Here is a 16,410-nt window from a genome sequence, read left to right as displayed (position 1 = left end):
CTACTCCAGGACGACGTCGTCGTCGGTGCGGACCGCCCGGCGCACCCGCAGCCTCGCCAGCTGCCCGAGCGCCCGCACCAGCTGCGAGTAGACAGGCGTCGGCCCGTGGTAGCCGAGGAATCCGCGCGGACCCTCGACCATCTCGCCGGTGCGCACGTCGTAGCGGCTCTGGTGCCAGGGGCAGACCAGGCACCCGTCGGCGTCGACGCTGCCCCCGGCGAGGTCGGCCAGCTGGTGGCGGCAGCGCCGGGAGACGGCGAAGTACCGGTCGCCGCCGTCCGGGCCGGGGCCGCGGTTGCCCACGGCCCAGTCGCCGACGCGGCGGACCGTCCCCGGCGGCAGCTCGGCGGCGGGGACGGAGTCGTGCTCGGGCACGCGGATCTCCTCGGTGCGGTGGACGGCGGTGGCCGGCGCCCTACCCACCGCGACCGGGCCGGACCCCTCGCCCGTCGGTAGGGTCGTCCCGGATCGACTTCGCCCTTCCAGGAGGTATCCGTGCGCCGGCTGTGCGTCGTCCTGGGAGTGCTCGCCGCCCTCCTGCTCGCCGGGGGGCCCGCCTACGCGGTGCCGCCGTTCCGGCTGGCGGAGCAGGTGGTCGACGAGGTCGGCGCGCTCGACGGCAGCACCGCCCAGGTCCAGGACGCGATCGACGACCTGCGCTCGGCCACCGGCACCGACCTGTTCGTGGTCTTCGTGTCCAGCTTCGACGGGGCGGACAGCTCCGAGTGGGCGCAGGCGACCGCCGAGCTGAGCCAGCTCTCCGAGGAGGATGCGCTGCTCGCCGTCGCCGTGGGCGACCAGCAGTACGGGTTCCTGCGCCCGGCGGACTCCCCGCTCTCGCGGGAGGAGCTCGAGGTCCTGGCGGACGAGCAGGTGGCGCCGCAGTTCGGGGCCGAGGACTGGGCGGGGGGCGTGGCCACCTTCGCCGAGCTGCTGCAGTCGGGCGGAACGGCTCCGGGGCAGCCGGCGGGGTCCGATGCCGACAGCGGCTCCGGCGGCGCGGGCGCCCTGCTGGCGCTCGGCGCCATCGCGGTCATCGGCGGCGGGGCCTACCTGGTGAGCCGCTCGCGCCGGAACCGCGCCGGTGGCGCGCTGCCCGCGGGCCGGCAGCGGCCGGCGCCCGACCCCTATGAGGGCGTTCCCACCGACCAGCTGCAGGGCCGCGCCAGCGAGGCGCTGCTGGAGATGGACGAGGCCGTGAAGACCTCGCAGCTGGACCTGGACTTCGCGCGTTCCCAGTACGGGGAGGAGGCCGTCGCCGGGTTCGGCGCCGCGCTCGCGCAGTCCAAGGCCGATGTCGCCCGCGCCTTCGCCGTCCGGCAGCAACTGGACGACGACGTCCCCGGAGACGAGCCGACGACGCGCCGGATGCTGGCCGAGATCTTGTCCCTGACGCAGGCCGCCGACGCCCGCCTCGACGAGCAGAGCGCGGCGTTCGAGAGGCTCCGCGACCTCGAGCGGACCGCTCCGGAGGTGCTCGCCGGCCTCGAACCGCGCATCGCGGCGCTGCGTGCGCGGCTGCCGCAGGAGGAGCAGCGGCTCGCCGGCATCCGGCAGCGGTTCTCCGGCTCGGCGGTGGCCGCCGTCGCCGACAACGTGCGCGAGGCCGGGGCCCGGCTCGACGCCGCCGACCAGGAGGTGCGCGAGGCCCGCGAGGCGCTGGCCGCCGGCCGCACGGGGGACGCCGTCGGCGACATCCGCGCGGCCGAGGACGCGGTGGCGCAGACGGGCACCCTCCTCGACGCGGTCGGCCGCCTGGCCGCCGACCTCGACGCTGCCGCCGGCCGGGTCGCGGCCGCGCGGGCGGAGACGGAGAAGGACCTCGCCGAGGCCCGTGCCCTGGTGGCCGGTGGCGACCGCAGCGGCCTGCAGCCGCAGATCGCCCGCGCCGAGGCGGCGCTGGCCGCGGCGGACGCGGCGCTGCGGCCGGCCGACGGCACGCCGGGAGACCCGCTCGCCGCGCTCCGCCAGCTCGAGGACGCCGGCGTCGCGCTGGAGGAGACCCTCTCGGTGGCCCGCGACGCGCAGACCCAGGCCCGTCGGGCCGCCGCGGCGCTGGACCAGGCGCTGCTCACCGCCCGCTCGGCGGTGGCCGCGGCCGCGGACTTCATCGACACCCGGCGCGGCGCGGTGGGTCCCGAGGCGCGCACCCGGCTGGCCGAGGCCCAGCGGCACCTGGAGGCCGCGGTCGAGCTGGGCCGCAGCGAGCCGGTGAGCGCTCTGCGGGAGGCGCAGCAGGCCGGGATGCTGGCGCAGCACGCGCTCGACCTGGCGCAGGACGACGTCGACCGGTGGAACTCCGGCTACGGCGGCTACGGGCCCGGCGGCATGGGCGGTGGCCACGGCGGCGGGTACCGCCGCGGCGGGGTGGACCTGGGCAGCCTGGTGCTCGGCGGCATCCTGCTGGGCGGCGGCCGGCGCGGCGGTTTCGGCGGGGGCTTCTCCGGCGGTGGCCTCGGTGGCGGCTTCGGAGGCGGTGGCTTCGGTGGCCGGTCCGGGGGCGGCTCGTTCGGCGGCGGCGGCCGGGCCGGCGGCGGCTCGTTCGGCGGCGGCGGCCGGGCCGGCGGCGGGCGGTTCTGACCGCCGCGCCGCGGGCCGCCCGAACTGTCGGCCGGTCTCGGTCCGCAGCTGGACCCGGACGACCCGCACCGCTGGACCACGTACTTCGCGACGGACGACGCGGCCGCCACGGTGACCCGGATCCGGGAGGCAGGCGGCACGGTGGTGGTGGAGCCGATGGAGGTCGGGCCGATGGGCACGATGGTCATCGCGCTCGACCCGTAGGGGCATCCGTTCCGGACTGTGGCAGGCCGGCGAGCACACCGGTGTGCAGCGGTACAACGAGCCGGGCTCGCTGGTCCGGAACGAGGCGGCGGCCGACGACCAGGAGGCGGCCCGGGCGTTCTACTCCGCCGTCTTCGGGTTCCGGTTCGAGGAGATCCCCGGCGGGGAGGGCTACACGACCTTCTCCACCGGCCAGAACCCGCTGGGTGGGCTGGGTGGCGCCGTCCCCGGGGGGCCCAAGGGCTGGTCCACCTGCTTCGCGGTGGCCTCCACCGACGGAGCCGTCGCCACGGTGACCTCCGCGGGCGGGAAGGCGCTCCTCCCGGCCGAGGACACCGAGTTCGGTCGCTTCGCGGTCGTCGCGGACCCGTGAGGCGCGTCGTTCTCGGTCATGGAGGTCCGGGCCGGCTGAGTAGCCGCCCGGCGGCCGGTGCGAGCGGGGCGCACCGGCGGTCCCCGGCTCAGCCCGGGAGCTGGCCGTAGGCGTGCTCGGGCCGGAACCGGACGACCAGACGGCCCTCGGCCACCATCGCCGCCCGGTACTCGTCCCAGTCCTCGTGCTCGCCGGAGATCCCGCGGTAGTAGGCGACCAGCTCCTCGACCGCGGCGTCGTGGGGCTCCTGCGCGACCGGGGTGAGCTCGGCGGTCCCCTCGACGGCGACCCAGGTCCAGAAGTCCCGCGACGCCACGTGCAGCGTCACCCGGGGGTCGCGCCGCAGATTGCGGGTCTTCGCACGGTCGGCGGTCACCGAGACGCGGATCAGGCCGTCGTCCCAGGCGTAGCCGACATTGGACAGCTGCGGCCGGCCGTCGCGCTTGACGGTGGCGAGCACGCCCCAGCGCTGTTCGGCGACGAAGGCCAGCAGTCGCGGATCCGGGCCGGGAGAGGTGGTCATGGTCGCAGCCTGCCTCAGCGGACCCGGCCGCGCGGCCGGAGGGCGACCGGCGGCAGGGGCGGGGCTTCCAGCCGGTCGCCGTCGTAGCCGACGACCGCCCCGAAGCGCCGCGACTCGGCGTTCCACTGCTCGGCGTAGCCGGCGATCTCCTCGCCCGACCGGCCGATGAAGTTCCACCACATCACCAGGCGCTCCTCGAACGGCTCTCCGCCGAGCAGCAACAGCCGGGAGCCCGTCCCGGCGCGCAGCCGCAGCGCCCGGCGCCCGGTACCGAGGTACAGCATCGCGCCGGGCTCGAGGACGACGTCGTCCACCGTGGCCGACCCCGCCGAGGCCAGCAGCCCGTACTCGAAGTCGGGCTCGAGCGGCATCTCGACGTCCGCGCCGGCGGCGAGGTCCAGGTCCACCCCGACCAGTGGGGTGTAGGCCCGTCCCGGCGACGTCGCCCCGCCGAAGCTGCCCATGAGCACCGTGGCGGCGAGCCCGTCGGAGCTGAAACCGGGCAGCACCGCGTGGTGCTCGAAGTGCGGAGCCGCCTCGCGGTCGGCCTCCGGCAGCGCCACCCAGAGCTGGGCGCCGTGCAGGTACCTCGGGTGGCTGGCCGGGGACTGCTCGGAGTGCGCGATCCCGTGCCCCGCCGTCATCAGCGCCAGCTCCCCGGGGCGGAACCGCACGTCGCTGCCGAGCGAGTCGCGGTGGTGCACCTCGCCGTCGAGCAGCCACGACACCGTCTGCAGCCCGGTGTGCGGGTGAGGCGGCACCTGCATGCCCGGCCCCGTGGCGATGTCGTCGGGGCCGTAGTGGTCGACGAACACCCAGGCGCCGACCATTCGCCGGCCGAGCGTGGGCAGCAGCCGGCGCACCCGGGTGCTCTCGCCGAGCAGCACCTCCTTGCCCGGCAGCAGGTCCAGCGCCGGACCGGCGGTGGTGCCCTCCAGCGCGCCCAGGTCACGCGTGGGTGGCCGGCGGTCCAGGTTGCTCATCGCGTGTCCTCTCTCGCGGCCGGGCGTCAGGCCGGCGTCTGCCCAGTCTCGCCCCGGACGTCGGCGTGGGGAACCGGCCCCTCGACGCGCTGCGCGGGGATCGAGCCCAGCCGGCCGGCGGAGAAGTCGGTGAACGCGTCGGTCACCTCCTGCCGGGTGTTCATCACGAACGGCCCGTACATGGCGATCGGCTCGTTGATCGGCTTCCCGCCGAGGACGACCACGTCGAGGGCCGGCGTGCGCGACTCCTGGTGGACCGCACCGCGCACGGTGACCGTGTCGCCGGGGCCGAGCACCGCGAGCTGGCCGGTGCGCACCGGGGCGCCGTCGATGCCGACCGAGCCGGCGCCGGAGAGCACGTAGACCAGCGCGTTGAAGTCCGGCCGCCACGGCAGGTCGAGCGTCGCGCCGGGAGAGACGGTCGCGTGCACCATCGCCATCGGGGTGTAGGTCGACCCCGGGCCGGTGTGCCCCGCGACGCTCCCGGCGATGACGCGCAGGAACGCTCCGGCATCGGGGCTGGCGAGCAGCACCGAGGAGTCGGCGCGCAGGTCCTGGTAGCGCGGCTCGACCCACTTCTGGGCGCGGGGGAGGTTCACCCACAGCTGGAGCCCGTGGAACAGGCCGCCGCTCACCACCAGGTGCTCCGGCGGGCGCTCGATGTGCAGGACGCCGCCGCCGGCGGTCATCCACTGGGTGTCGCCGTTGCTGATCGTGCCGCCGCCCCCGTGGGAGTCGGCGTGCTCGAAGGTGCCGTCGATGATGTAGGTGACGGTCTCGAAGCCGCGGTGGGGGTGCCAGCTGGTGCCCTTGGGCTCGCCCGGGGCGTACTCGACCTCGCCCATCTGGTCCATGTGGATGAACGGGTCCAGCGCGCGCAGGTCGACGCCGGCGAAGGCGCGGCGCACGGGGAAGCCCTCGCCCTCGAAGCCCGACGGCGCCGTCGTCACCGTGCGGGTGCGGCGGCGCACCGTGCGGGGGGCAGGGAGCGGGACCCGCGGCAGGGTGGTGGTGTCCTCGACGGTCACGGCAGGCATGCCGGCCTCCTTTGTTGAGTACTCAACTATCGGCGACTGTAGCGCCGCTGAGCCCCGCTGTCTTCCCGCCCGCCGGGGCGAGATCGCCGATCTCGTCCGCATCAGCCCCGTGCAGTCGGCGAGATCGCCGATCTCGCCCGCGGAGTGGGGGTGGCGGAGGAATGCAAACACTCCTTTGCAAGCAAAGCTTTGCGACCTAGGGTGCGCTCGTGACCACACCGCCCGAACCGCTGGAACCAGCCGTCGAGGTGACCGACGTCCGCGCCCTGCGCGCGCTGTCCCACCCGCTGCGCAACCGCCTGCTCGGCCAGCTGCGCCTGCACGGGCCGGCGACGGCCAGCCGGCTGGGCCGGGCCGTGGGGGAGAGCAGCGGATCGACGAGCTACCACCTGCGGCAGCTGGCGACCTACGGCTTCGTCGAGGAGGTCGAGGGTCAGGGGACCGGCCGCGAGCGCTGGTGGCGCGCCCGGCACCGGATGACCGGTTGGCGCGCCGCCGACCTCGTCGCCCAGGAGGGCGGTGCGGAGGTGCAGGAGGAGATGACCCGGCTGCAGATCGACCAGCACGCGAGGGTGCTCGACGGCTGGTACGAGCAGCGGGACCGGCTCGGCCCGGGCTGGACCGACGCCGCCTCGCTCAACGACTACGCGCTGCGGCTGACGCCCGAGCAGGCCCGCGCGCTGACCGGGGAGCTGGCCGCCACGCTGGCCCGCTGGCTGGCCGCCCACCCCGCGAGCGCCTGTCCCACCGAGGGGAGCGAGCAGGTCTGCGTCCTGCTCGACGTGCTGCCGCTGCCGGAGTGGCCGTCGTGACCGGCCCGGTGACCGTCCGTTCCGCGACCCGGCGGCTGGTCGGCCTGACGGCGCTGCGCTGGCTCCCGGTCGGGCTGACCACGCCGATCACCGTGCTGCTCGCGCAGGCCCGGGGGCTGTCGCTGGCCGAGATCGGCCTGCTGTTCACCGTCCACGGCGTCGTGGTGCTCCTGCTCGAGCTGCCCACCGGTGGGCTGGCCGACGTGCTCGGCCGTCGCCCGGTCGTGATCGCCGGCGCCCTCCTGCATCTCCTCTCGTGCGTCGTCTACGCCACTGCCACCGGCTTCGCGGGCTTCCTCGTCGGCGTGCTGCTCCTCGGCCTGGGTAGGGCGCTGGACTCCGGGCCGGTCGAGGCCTGGTACGTCGACACCGTCCAGCGTCTCGACCCGGCGGCCGACGTCGCGCCCGGCCTGGCGAAGCACTCGGCGGCCGACGGCGGGGGCCTCGCGCTCGGCGCGGTGGTGGGCGGGTTCCTCCCGGGGCTGCTCGGCGGCGTCGGCGACGGAGCTGTGGGAGACGCCCTGGCCGTGCCCTACCTGACCGCGGCCGCCCTCGACCTGGTGTTCGTCGCCGCCGTGTTCCGGCTGCTCTCCGAGGCGCGGCCGCCGCACGAGGGCCGCGCCCGCGCCGTCCTCGTGGCCGGGGTGCGCGCGGTGCCGGCGACCGTGGCGGGCGCGGTGCGGTTGTCGGTGACCGACGGCCCCATGCGCCTGGTCCTCCTGCTGACCGCGCTCGGCGCGGTCGGCCTGGTCGGCTGCGAGCTCCTGGGCCCGGTGCGCTTCGCCGACCTGGCCGGAGGCAGCGACGACGGCGCCGCCGTCTACGGCAGCGTGCTGGCTATCTCGTTCGGCGCCGCGGCCGCCGGGGCAGCAGCCGCCCCAACCCTGCGGCGGCTGCTGCGGGGCTCGACCCGGGCCGCCTGCGCGGTGCTCGCCGCCGTCGGCGGGCTGGCGCTGGCCATCCTGGCCGGCCCCGACGTCCTGGCGGTGGCCGCCACCGGCTTCGCTTGCTACTACGTCGCGCACGGGGCCTCGTGGCCGCTGCTCAGCGCGGTCCTGCACACCCGGGTGATCGCCGTCCACCGGGCCACCGCGGTCTCGGCGATGTCCCTGGCCATGGCGCTGGGCGGCATCGTCGGCAACCTGACGGTCCCGCCGCTCGTCGCGGCCGCCGGCCTGGAGGCGGGGTTCGTGGCGGTCGCGGCCGTGGTCGCTCTCGGCGTGCTCGGCTGCCTGCGCCTGCCCCGGTCGACCGTCGTGGAGACCGCCGTGGCCCCCGGGGAGGTGCCCGTCGGATACTGAGGGCCCATGACTTCTCCGAGCAGCCGATGAGCGCGCCCCTCAACCTGGTCAACCTAGAGCGGGTGCACAAGGCGCACGGCACCACCGTGATCCTCGACGACGTCTCCCTCGGCGTCGCCGCCGGCGAGCGGATCGGCGTGGTGGGCCGCAACGGCGGCGGCAAGAGCACCCTCCTCTCGCTGCTCACCGGCGCCGACGAGCCCGACTCCGGCCGGGTGACCCGCCGCGGCGACCTGGCGATGGGGGCCCTCGACCAGAGCGGCACCCTCCCGCCGGGGACGACGGTGCGTGACGTCGTCCTGCCCCCGTCGATGTTCGCCGCCGAGCACGAGTGGGCCGGCGACCCCGCCGTCCGCTCGGTGCTGACCGGCCTGGAGCTCGACCGGCTGGGCCTGGACGCCCCGGTGGCCCCGATGTCCGGTGGCGAGCGTCGCCGGGTCGCCCTGGCCGCGCAGCTGATCCGGCCGCTGGACCTGCTGATCCTCGACGAGCCGACCAACCACCTCGACGTCGAGGGGGTGGCCTGGCTGGCCGAGTACGTGAAGCAGCGGGCCGGCGGCATGGTCGTCGTCACCCACGACCGGTGGTTCCTCGACGAGGTGTGCACGACGACGTGGGAGGTCGCCGACGGGAGCGTGCACGCCTACGACGGGGGCTACTCCGCCTACACGCTGGCCCGGGCGGAGCGGGCGCGGATCTCGGCGGTGACCGAGGAGCGGCGGCTCAACCTGGTGCGCAAGGAACTGGCCTGGCTGCGCCGCGGCCCGCCGGCCCGCACCAGCAAGCCCAAGTTCCGCATCGAGGCCGCGCAGGCCCTGATCGCCGACGAGCCTCCGGCCCGGGACTCCATGGCGCTCAAGGGCTTCGCCGCCCGGCGCCTGGGCAAGACCGTCTACGACGTCGAGGGCGTCGACTACGCCGTTCCCACCGACGACGGCCCGCGCACGCTGTTCCGCGACCTGACCTGGCACGTGGGCCCCGGCGACCGGATCGGCATCGTCGGGGTCAACGGCGCGGGCAAGACGTCGCTGCTCAAGCTGCTCGTCGGGGAGACGGAGCCGGACTCGGGGACCGTCGTCGTCGGGCAGACGGTGGCGCCGGCGTACCTGTCCCAGCACGTCACCGAGCTGCCGCGCACGCTGCGGGTGGTCGAGGCGGTGCAGGACGTCGCCCGCGTCGCCCGGATCGGCAACCAGGAGATCTCGGCGTCGTCGCTGGCCGAGCGCTTCGGCTTCGCCGCGAACCGGCAGTGGACGCCGGTGGGCGACCTGTCCGGCGGCGAGCGGCGGCGGCTGCAGCTGCTGCGCCTGCTGATGGCGGAGCCGAACGTGCTGGTGCTCGACGAGCCGACCAACGACCTCGACATCGACACCCTCACCGCGCTGGAGGACCTGCTCGACGGCTTCCCCGGCACCGTGCTCGTGGTGAGCCACGACCGGTACTTCGTCGACCGGGTCTGCGACAAGGTGGTCGCCCTGCTGGGCGACGGAACGCTCGCCGAGCTGCCCGGCGGGGTGGACGAGTACCTGCGCCGACGCGCGGCCGGTGGTGCGCCGCTGACCACGGCGTCGGGGGACGGCGGGCCGCGTCCGGTGGGCGCGCCGTCGACGTCGCCTCCCGCGGTCTCCGCGGCCGAGGCGCGGGCGGCGAAGAAGGAGGCGAGCAAGCTGGAGCGACGGATGCTCAAGCTGGACGCCGACGAGAAGAAGCTGCATGAGCAGCTCGCCGCCGCGGCCACCGACTACGCGAAGGCGGCGGAGCTGGACGCCCGGCTCAAGGAGCTGCAGGCGGAGAAGGAGCAGGTCGAGGAGGCCTGGCTGGTCGCCTCCGAGACGGCCGAGGGCTGAGCGCCGTCGGATAGGTGTCCTCGACTGCGCGGCAGAGTGCGGGTCGGGTCAGCCGACCGCCGGGGCCGGGCGCAGGCCGTGGCGTTCGCCCACGGAAGCGGGCTGGTCACACCCGGCGGCCGGTGACCACCGCCGGTAATCTGGGCTGACCGCCCGCCGGCCGTCCGAGGACGTAGTGGTCGTCCCCGAGCCCACCGAGACTCCCGGAGACCCGTGCTCGCTGTCCTGCTCCTCCACGCGCTGGCCGCGGTGCTGGCACCCGTGCTCGTGCGCTGGTGGGGGCGGCAGGCGTTCCTCGTGCTCGCGCTCGTGCCGGCGACAGGCTTCGGATGGGTGCTGACCCGGCTGCCCGGCGTGACCGGAGGCGGCGAGGTCACCGAGACCGTGCCGTGGGTGCCGGCGCTCGACCTGGTCGTCGCCCTGCGGCTGGACGCCCTCGCGCTGCTGTTCGCGCTGCTCGTCACCGGGGTCGGCGCCCTCGTGCTGGTCTACTGCTCGCGGTACTTCGAGCCCGACGACGAGCGGGCCGGCCGCTTCGCCGGTCACCTGACCGCCTTCGCCGGCTCCATGCTGGGCCTGGTCCTCGCCGACGACCTGTTCCTGCTCTACGTGTTCTGGGAGCTCACGACCGTCTTCTCGTTCCTGCTCATCGGCGGCTCGGGCACCAAGCTCGCCGCCCGGCGCGCGGCGAGCCAGGCGCTGATCCTGACCACCGCCGGCGGCCTGGCCATGCTGGTCGGGCTGATCATGGTCGGCGGGGCCAGCGGCAGCTACCTGCTGTCGGAGGTCGTCGCCGCTCCCGGCAGCGGGCCGTTCCTGGTCGCCGGGACGATGCTCGTGCTCGCCGGGGCGGTCACGAAGTCGGCGATGATCCCGTTCCACTTCTGGCTGCCCGCCGCCATGGAGGCGCCGACGCCGGTCAGCGCGTACCTGCACGCCGCGGCGATGGTGAAGGCCGGCATCTACCTCGTCGCCCGGTTCGCCCCCGGCTTCGCCGACGTGCCGGGCTGGCGGCCGGTGGTGCTCGGGCTGGGCGTGGCGACCATGCTCGTCGGCGGCTATCGGGCACTGCGGCAGAACGACCTGAAGCTGCTGCTCGCCTTCGGCACGGTCAGCCAGCTGGGCTTCCTCATGGTCCTGGTGGGCGCGGGCAGCCGGGAGCTGGCCGCCGCCGGGCTGGCCATGACGCTGGCGCACGCGCTGTTCAAGTCCACCCTGTTCCTGACCGTCGGCGTCATCGACCACGCCACGGGCGTCCGCGACCTGCGCCGGCTCTCCGGGCTCGGCCGCCGGCTGCCGGTGCTGGCGGTCGTCGGCGGCCTGGCCGGCGCCTCCATGGCGGGCCTGCCGCCGTTGCTCGGCTTCGTCGGCAAGGAGGCGGCGTTCAGCGCGCTCTGGGCGGGCGGGCTGCCCGACCGCACCGCCGCCGTGCTCGTGCTGACCGGTCTGGTCGTCGGTTCGATGTTCACCGCCGGCTACACGGCGCGCTTCCTGTGGGGCGCGTTCGCCCGCAAGGCCGGCCTCCCGCCCACCGAGCCGGCCGAGCTGGCCCACCCCCCGGGCCCGCTGTTCCTCGCCGCGCCGACGGTCCTGGCCCTCACCGGGCTGGTCGCCGGACCGGCCAGCCCCCTGCTCGAGCCGTTGGTCGCCGGCTACGCCGACCGCCTGCCGCTGCTCGCCCCCGAGGCCGAGAAGCTGGCGCTCTGGCACGGCGTCCAGCCCGCGCTGGGTCTGTCGGCGCTCACCCTGCTCGGGGGCGCCGCCCTGTTCGCCGCCCGGCGGCGGGTGTTCCGGCTGCAGCGGCGGCTGGCCGTGGGGGCTTCTGCCGACGAGGGCTACTGGAACACCATGCAGGCGCTCGACCGCCTCGCCGTCCTCGTGACCGGGACGACGCAGCGCGGCTCGTTGCCGGCTTACCTCGGGACGATCCTGGTCGTCGTGCTGGCGCTGCCCGGCTCCGTGCTGCTGTTCCGGGCCCCGTGGCCGGGGGAGTGGCGGGCCTGGGACACCCCGATCCAGGCCCTCGTCGGGGCGGTCGTCGTCATCGCGGCGGTGCTGGCCGTGCGCATCCGCCAGCGGCTGTCGGCGGTGCTCGTCGTGGGCGTCTCCGGCTACGGCCTCGCGGTGCTGTTCGCCCTGCAGGGCGCCCCCGACCTGGCGCTCACCCAGTTCCTGGTCGAGACGCTCACGCTGGTGGTGTTCGTGCTGGTCCTGCGCAAGCTGCCCAAGGACATCACCGAGCGGCACCGTCCCCGCGAGCGCGCCGTGCGTGCCGCCGTCGCCGTCGCCGTCGGCCTGGTGATGGCCGGAGCCGGGGCGGTCGCGCTGGGGGCCCGCACCGCCGAGCCGGTCTCCGTCGCCTACCCGGAGGCGGCCTACGAGCTCGGCGGCGGGCAGAACGTCGTCAACGTGACGCTGGTCGACATCCGGGCGTGGGACACCCTCGGCGAGATCTCCCTGCTGGTCGTCGCGGCGACCGGGATCGCCAGCCTCGTGTTCCTGCGCCGGCGCACCGGGACCGTCGACCGGCTCGACCCCGTGCGCCTGGCCCGCCAGGAGAAGCGCTCTCGTCGGGCCCCGCGCCGGCATTGGCTGGCGGCATCGGCCGCGCTGGCCCCCGAGCGGCGCTCGGTGGTGCTGGAGGTGGTCACCCGGATCCTGTTCCACTCGATCGTCGTCTTCTCGGTGTTCCTGCTCTTCAGCGGGCACAACCAGCCCGGTGGCGGCTTCGCCGGCGGCCTGGTCGCCGGGCTCGCCCTCGTGCTGCGGTACCTGGCCGGTGGCCGCTACGAGCTGGGGGAGGCCGCCCCGGTCGACCCGGGGCTGCTCCTCGGGATCGGGCTGCTGCTGGCCGGCGGGACCGGCGTCACCGGGTTGCTGCTCGGCGCCGAGGTCCTGGAGACGGCGATCCTGGAGACCGCGCTCCCCGTGCTGGGCGACGTGAAGCTGGTGACCTCGCTGTTCTTCGACGTCGGGGTCTACCTGATCGTGGTCGGGCTGGTCCTCGACATCCTGCGCAGCCTGGGCGCCGAGCTCGACCGCCAGGCCGACGAGCACGACCCGATCGACGCCACCCCCGGTGAGGTGATCGCCCGATGACGCCGACCGTCGTCCTACCGCTGGTCATCGGCGCGCTGTACGCCGCCGGGGTCTACCTGCTGCTCGACCGCAGCCTGACCCGCGTGCTGCTGGGCTTCCTCCTCCTGGGCAACGCGACCAACCTGCTGCTGCTGTCCACCGGCGGCCCGGCCGGCCTCGCGCCGATCGTCGGGTACGCCGAGCCGGCGGAGATGAGCGATCCCCTGCCGCAGGCGCTGATCCTCACCGCCATCGTCATCACCTTCGGCATCGCCTCGTTCGTGCTCGCGGTCATCTACCGGTCCTGGCGGCTGGTCCGGCAGGAGGTCGTGCAGGTGGACGAGGAGGACCGGCGGGTGGCCAGCCGGTCGGGCACCGACGCCGATGAGATCGACCCCGACGACCTCGCGCCCGAGGACCGGTCGGCCGCGCACGCCGACACCGGGGTGAGCGACCAGGACGTCGTGGCGCGGCTCGAGCAGAACTTCGCCGGGATCCCCTCCGACGACGTCGACCTGCCCCCGACCCGGCGGAGGAAGCGGTGACCGGCGTCCTCGCCCCGCTCCCCGTCCTGCTGCCGCTGCTCGGTGCGGCGGCCGCGCTGCTGGTCGGTGGGCGGCACCCGCACGTGCAGCGGACGTTGAGCGCGCTGGTGCTGAGCTCGGTGCTCGCCGTCTCCGTGGCGCTCCTGGTGCTGGCCGACGCCGAAGGGGCGGTGGCGGTCTCGCTGGGCGGCTGGCCGGTCCCGCTGGGCATCGTGCTGGTCGTCGACCGGCTGTCGGCGCTGATGCTCGTGGTGGCGGCGACGGTGGCGCTGGGGGTGCTGTTCTTCGCCGTGGGGCAGGGTGCGGCCGACGGCGACGAGGAGACGCCGATCTCGATCTTCCACCCGACGTTCCTCGTGCTCATCGCCGGCGTCGCCAACGCCTTCCTGGCCGGCGACCTGTTCAACCTCTACGTCGGCTTCGAGATCCTGCTGACCGCCAGCTACGTGCTGCTGACCCTCGGCGGCTCGGCCGCACGCATCCGCGCCGGGATCACCTACATCGTGGTCAGCCTGCTCAGCTCGCTGCTGTTCCTGGCGGCGATCGCGCTGGTCTACGCCTCGACCGGCACGGTGAACATGGCCCAGTTGGCCGGTCGGCTGGCGGCGCTCCCGGAAGGCACCCAGCTGCTGCTGCAGTCGATGCTGCTGATCGCCTTCGCGATCAAGGCGGCGGTGTTCCCGCTGTCGGCCTGGCTGCCCGACAGCTACCCGACGGCCCCTGCGCCGGTGACGGCGGTGTTCGCCGGGCTGCTCACCAAGGTCGGCGTCTACGCGATCATCCGCACCCAGACGTTGCTGTTCCCCGGCGGCGGGCTGGACCGGGTGCTGATGTGGGCGGCGCTGGCCACGATGCTGATCGGCATCCTGGGCGCAGTGGCGCAGACCGACATCCGGCGGATCCTGTCGTTCACGCTGGTCAGCCACATCGGCTACATGATCTTCGGGATCTCCCTGGCCTCCGAGGCGGGGCTGGCCGGCGCGATCTTCTACGTCGTCCACCACATCGCCATCCAGACCACCCTCTTCCTCGTCGCCGGGCTGGTCGAACGGCAGGGCGGGTCGACGTCCGTCGACCGCCTCGGCGGGCTGGCCACCGCGTCCCCGCTGCTGGCGGTGCTCTTCTTCGTGCCCGCGATGAACCTGGCCGGCATCCCGCCGTTCTCCGGGTTCATCGGCAAGCTGGGGCTGCTCCAGGCCGGGGTCGCCGACGGCGGCGGGCTGCCGGTCGTCGTGGTCGGGGCGGGCGTGGTGGCCAGCCTGCTCACCCTGCTGGCCGTCTCCCGGGTCTGGACCCGGGCCTTCTGGCGGCCGCCGGCCCAGTCGCCGGCGGCGGACACCGACGCCGCGGCCGCGGCCGACGCCGGGCCGGAGCTCGGCCCCGCGCCGCTGCCCGGTCTCGCCGACGAGCACCAGCCCGCCGGCGAGAAGGAAACCGCGGCGACCGACGACGCGGCGTCCCTGCTGACCGGCACTCCCCGGCGGACGGCGGCCCGGCGTGCGGCCTGGGCGCGGCACGCCGCCGTGGCGACCGCCGCCACACCGCCCACCGACGGGTTCGGGGACCCGGAGGACGGGCTGGCCTCCGCACGGCCGCTGCCACGCGTGATGGTGGGAGCGACGACGGCGATGGTGGTGGTGACCGTCGGGCTCACCGCGATCGCCGGGCCGCTCTACGGCGTCGCCGAGCGCGCGGCCGAGGACCTCCGCGACCGGGATCCCTACGTCGGGGCCGTCATCGGGGTGGAGGAGGCGCCGTGATCGATGAGCCGTCGGGCGTCGCCCACCAGCTGCGGCACCAGTTGCCGCTGCTGGTCTGGCTGGTGCTCGTCTGGAACTTCCTGTGGGGCACGTGGTCGTGGGCCAACCTGCTCGGCGGGGTCGTCGTCGCCCTGCTGGTGACCGTGCTGCTCCCGCTGCCACCGGTCGTGGGCGGCACCCAGGTGCGTCCGCTGGCCCTGCTGCGCTTCCTCGGGTACTTCCTCGTCGACCTGGTGACCTCGGGGGCGGAGGTCGCCTGGCAGACCGTCCGGCCGAGCGGGATCGGCCGCAGCGCCATCATCCGGGTGCAGCTGCGCACCGACTCGGACCTGTTGCTGACGATCCTGGCCGAGTCGCTCACCCTGGTGCCGGGGTCGATGGTGATCGACATGGACCGTGAGCGGCGGACCCTGGCGGTGCACGTCCTGCACGTGGCGGACGAGCGAGACGTGCTGCGCCAGCGGGAGTCGGTCCTGGCCCAGGAGGAGCGGGTGGTGCGGGCGTTCGGGTCCGCTGGCGAGATCGCCGCACTCGGCCTGTCGCCGGGTGAGCGGGCCGAGGCCCCGGGGAGGCGGACGCCGTGACCGTCGTCTCCTGGCTGACCTACGGGTTGCTCGGCGGCGGGGCGCTGCTCGCGCTGGTCCGGCTCGCCCGCGGCCCGTCGCTGCTGGACCGGGTGGTGGCCACCGACACGCTGCTGGTCATCATCGCGGCGGGTTTGGCCGTGCACGCGGCGCTGGAGCGGGACCCGACCGTGGTCCCCGTGCTGGTCGTGGTGTCCCTGCTGGCATTCGTGGGGTCCGTGTCGGTGGCGCGCTACATCGGCGGCATGATGCTGCGCTCGCGGCCGGACGAGCCGGCGGACCGGCCGGCGGGGGAGGTGCCGCGGTGAACGACATCTCCACCGCCGGCGACGTCGTGGCCGTCGTCCTGCTGCTCGTCGGGTCGTTGCTGTGCCTCACCGCGGGCCTGGGCCTGCTGCGGTTCCCCGACGTCCTGACCCGGATGCACGCCGGCACCAAGCCGCAGGTGCTGGGTTTCCTGCTGATCATGCTCGGGGGCGCGATCCGGCTGCAGGGCTGGTCGACGACCTGGATGCTGTTGCTCGTCGCGGCGTTCCAGATGCTCACCGCGCCGGTGAGCGCGCACATGATCAGCCGGGTGGCCTACCGGCGACGGCACATCCGTCGGGACCTGCTGCTGGTGGACGATCTGAGCGGCGGCGAGGCGCGCGACAGCGTCTACCGGGGGGACGAGCCCGCCGATGCCCCGCCGCAGGAACCGGGCCGGGCGCTGGCGGAGAGCCGCCGGGAGGACGAGGCCGACCGGGAGCAGCCCGGCTGACCCCGCCCTCCGCGGCGGTGCGT

16 protein-coding genes are annotated in these 16,410 nt (G+C 75.0%); 12 read left to right on the top strand and 4 right to left on the bottom strand.

All coding sequences use genetic code 11. The features are described 5' to 3' along the window. Nucleotides 1-375 carry a Rieske (2Fe-2S) protein gene (locus ACI791_RS05480; protein ID WP_456585115.1) on the bottom strand — a complete coding sequence of 125 codons (375 nt, stop codon included), beginning with the start codon at nucleotides 373-375 and terminating at the stop codon, nucleotides 1-3. 120 nt (nucleotides 376-495) lie between these two features. Here ACI791_RS05480 and ACI791_RS05475 point away from each other — a divergent pair, with 120 nt between their 5' ends. The 3 genes from ACI791_RS05475 to ACI791_RS05465 all read left to right on the top strand — a co-directional run bounded on the left by ACI791_RS05475 (nucleotide 496) and on the right by ACI791_RS05465 (nucleotide 3,157). Next, a complete protein-coding gene (locus ACI791_RS05475) occupies nucleotides 496-2,580 on the top strand; it encodes a TPM domain-containing protein (RefSeq protein WP_456585114.1) in 2,085 nt (694 codons plus the stop codon). 111 nt (nucleotides 2,581-2,691) lie between these two features. Further along, on the top strand, nucleotides 2,692-2,784 hold the full coding sequence (locus ACI791_RS05470; protein ID WP_456585113.1) for a hypothetical protein: 93 nt from the start codon (nucleotides 2,692-2,694) through the stop codon (nucleotides 2,782-2,784). 43 nt (nucleotides 2,785-2,827) lie between these two features. Next, entirely contained in the window at nucleotides 2,828-3,157 is a 330-nt protein-coding gene (locus tag ACI791_RS05465; protein WP_456585112.1) for a VOC family protein, read from the top strand. 88 nt (nucleotides 3,158-3,245) lie between these two features. On the opposite strand, the gene ACI791_RS05460 is transcribed toward ACI791_RS05465, so the two are convergent. Genes ACI791_RS05460 through ACI791_RS05450 form a run of 3 tightly spaced genes read right to left on the bottom strand, consistent with a single transcriptional unit; the run spans nucleotide 3,246 to nucleotide 5,700 of the window. Continuing rightward, the gene (locus tag ACI791_RS05460; RefSeq protein ID WP_456585111.1) at nucleotides 3,246-3,680 is read right to left on the bottom strand and encodes a PPOX class F420-dependent oxidoreductase; all 435 of its coding nucleotides are present in this window, start codon (nucleotides 3,678-3,680) and stop codon (nucleotides 3,246-3,248) included. A 14-nt stretch (nucleotides 3,681-3,694) separates the two neighbouring features. After that, the gene (locus ACI791_RS05455; protein WP_456585110.1) at nucleotides 3,695-4,663 is read right to left on the bottom strand and encodes a pirin family protein; all 969 of its coding nucleotides are present in this window, start codon (nucleotides 4,661-4,663) and stop codon (nucleotides 3,695-3,697) included. 26 nt (nucleotides 4,664-4,689) lie between these two features. Next, on the bottom strand, nucleotides 4,690-5,700 hold the full coding sequence (locus ACI791_RS05450; RefSeq protein WP_456585109.1) for a pirin family protein: 1,011 nt from the start codon (nucleotides 5,698-5,700) through the stop codon (nucleotides 4,690-4,692). Nucleotides 5,701-5,909: 209 nt separating this feature from the next. Here ACI791_RS05450 and ACI791_RS05445 point away from each other — a divergent pair, with 209 nt between their 5' ends. The 9 genes from ACI791_RS05445 to mnhG all read left to right on the top strand — a co-directional run bounded on the left by ACI791_RS05445 (nucleotide 5,910) and on the right by mnhG (nucleotide 16,387). After that, nucleotides 5,910-6,512: a helix-turn-helix domain-containing protein gene (locus tag ACI791_RS05445; RefSeq protein ID WP_456585108.1), complete on the top strand. Its 603-nt coding sequence runs from the start codon at nucleotides 5,910-5,912 to the stop codon at nucleotides 6,510-6,512. Continuing rightward, on the top strand, nucleotides 6,509-7,813 hold the full coding sequence (locus tag ACI791_RS05440; protein ID WP_456585107.1) for an MFS transporter: 1,305 nt from the start codon (nucleotides 6,509-6,511) through the stop codon (nucleotides 7,811-7,813). The genes ACI791_RS05445 and ACI791_RS05440 overlap by 4 nt, the downstream gene beginning before the upstream one ends. A 26-nt stretch (nucleotides 7,814-7,839) precedes the next feature. Beyond that, on the top strand, nucleotides 7,840-9,660 hold the full coding sequence (locus ACI791_RS05435; RefSeq protein WP_456585106.1) for an ABC-F family ATP-binding cassette domain-containing protein: 1,821 nt from the start codon (nucleotides 7,840-7,842) through the stop codon (nucleotides 9,658-9,660). A 213-nt stretch (nucleotides 9,661-9,873) separates the two neighbouring features. Beyond that, nucleotides 9,874-12,759: a Na+/H+ antiporter subunit A gene (locus ACI791_RS05430; RefSeq protein ID WP_456585105.1), complete on the top strand. Its 2,886-nt coding sequence runs from the start codon at nucleotides 9,874-9,876 to the stop codon at nucleotides 12,757-12,759. Beyond that, entirely contained in the window at nucleotides 12,756-13,283 is a 528-nt protein-coding gene (locus ACI791_RS05425; protein ID WP_456585104.1) for a Na(+)/H(+) antiporter subunit C, read from the top strand. The genes ACI791_RS05430 and ACI791_RS05425 overlap by 4 nt, the downstream gene beginning before the upstream one ends. Beyond that, on the top strand, nucleotides 13,280-15,043 hold the full coding sequence (locus tag ACI791_RS05420) for a Na+/H+ antiporter subunit D (protein ID WP_456585103.1): 1,764 nt from the start codon (nucleotides 13,280-13,282) through the stop codon (nucleotides 15,041-15,043). The genes ACI791_RS05425 and ACI791_RS05420 overlap by 4 nt, the downstream gene beginning before the upstream one ends. Beyond that, entirely contained in the window at nucleotides 15,040-15,627 is a 588-nt protein-coding gene (locus tag ACI791_RS05415; RefSeq protein ID WP_456585102.1) for a Na+/H+ antiporter subunit E, read from the top strand. Before ACI791_RS05420 ends, ACI791_RS05415 begins: the two co-directional genes overlap by 4 nt. Continuing rightward, nucleotides 15,624-15,935, top strand: a complete 312-nt coding sequence (locus ACI791_RS05410; RefSeq protein ID WP_456585101.1) for a monovalent cation/H+ antiporter complex subunit F — start codon at nucleotides 15,624-15,626, stop codon at nucleotides 15,933-15,935. Before ACI791_RS05415 ends, ACI791_RS05410 begins: the two co-directional genes overlap by 4 nt. After that, nucleotides 15,932-16,387 carry a monovalent cation/H(+) antiporter subunit G gene (mnhG, locus tag ACI791_RS05405; RefSeq protein WP_456585100.1) on the top strand — a complete coding sequence of 152 codons (456 nt, stop codon included), beginning with the start codon at nucleotides 15,932-15,934 and terminating at the stop codon, nucleotides 16,385-16,387. The genes ACI791_RS05410 and mnhG overlap by 4 nt, the downstream gene beginning before the upstream one ends. The last annotated feature ends 23 nt before the right edge of the window (nucleotides 16,388-16,410 follow it).

This window comes from Blastococcus sp. SYSU DS0973, from assembly GCF_054051055.1.
This window is presented reverse-complemented; position numbering and strand designations above follow the sequence as displayed.

Coding starts and splice junctions, on each gene's coding strand:
- ACI791_RS05460 (WP_456585111.1), bottom strand. CDS start 3,680: ATGACCACCTCTCCCGGCCCGGATCCGCGACTGCTGGCCTTCGTCGCC.
- ACI791_RS05455 (WP_456585110.1), bottom strand. CDS start 4,663: ATGAGCAACCTGGACCGCCGGCCACCCACGCGTGACCTGGGCGCGCTG.
- ACI791_RS05450 (WP_456585109.1), bottom strand. CDS start 5,700: ATGCCTGCCGTGACCGTCGAGGACACCACCACCCTGCCGCGGGTCCCG.
- ACI791_RS05435 (WP_456585106.1), top strand. CDS start 7,840: ATGAGCGCGCCCCTCAACCTGGTCAACCTAGAGCGGGTGCACAAGGCG.
- ACI791_RS05425 (WP_456585104.1), top strand. CDS start 12,756: ATGACGCCGACCGTCGTCCTACCGCTGGTCATCGGCGCGCTGTACGCC.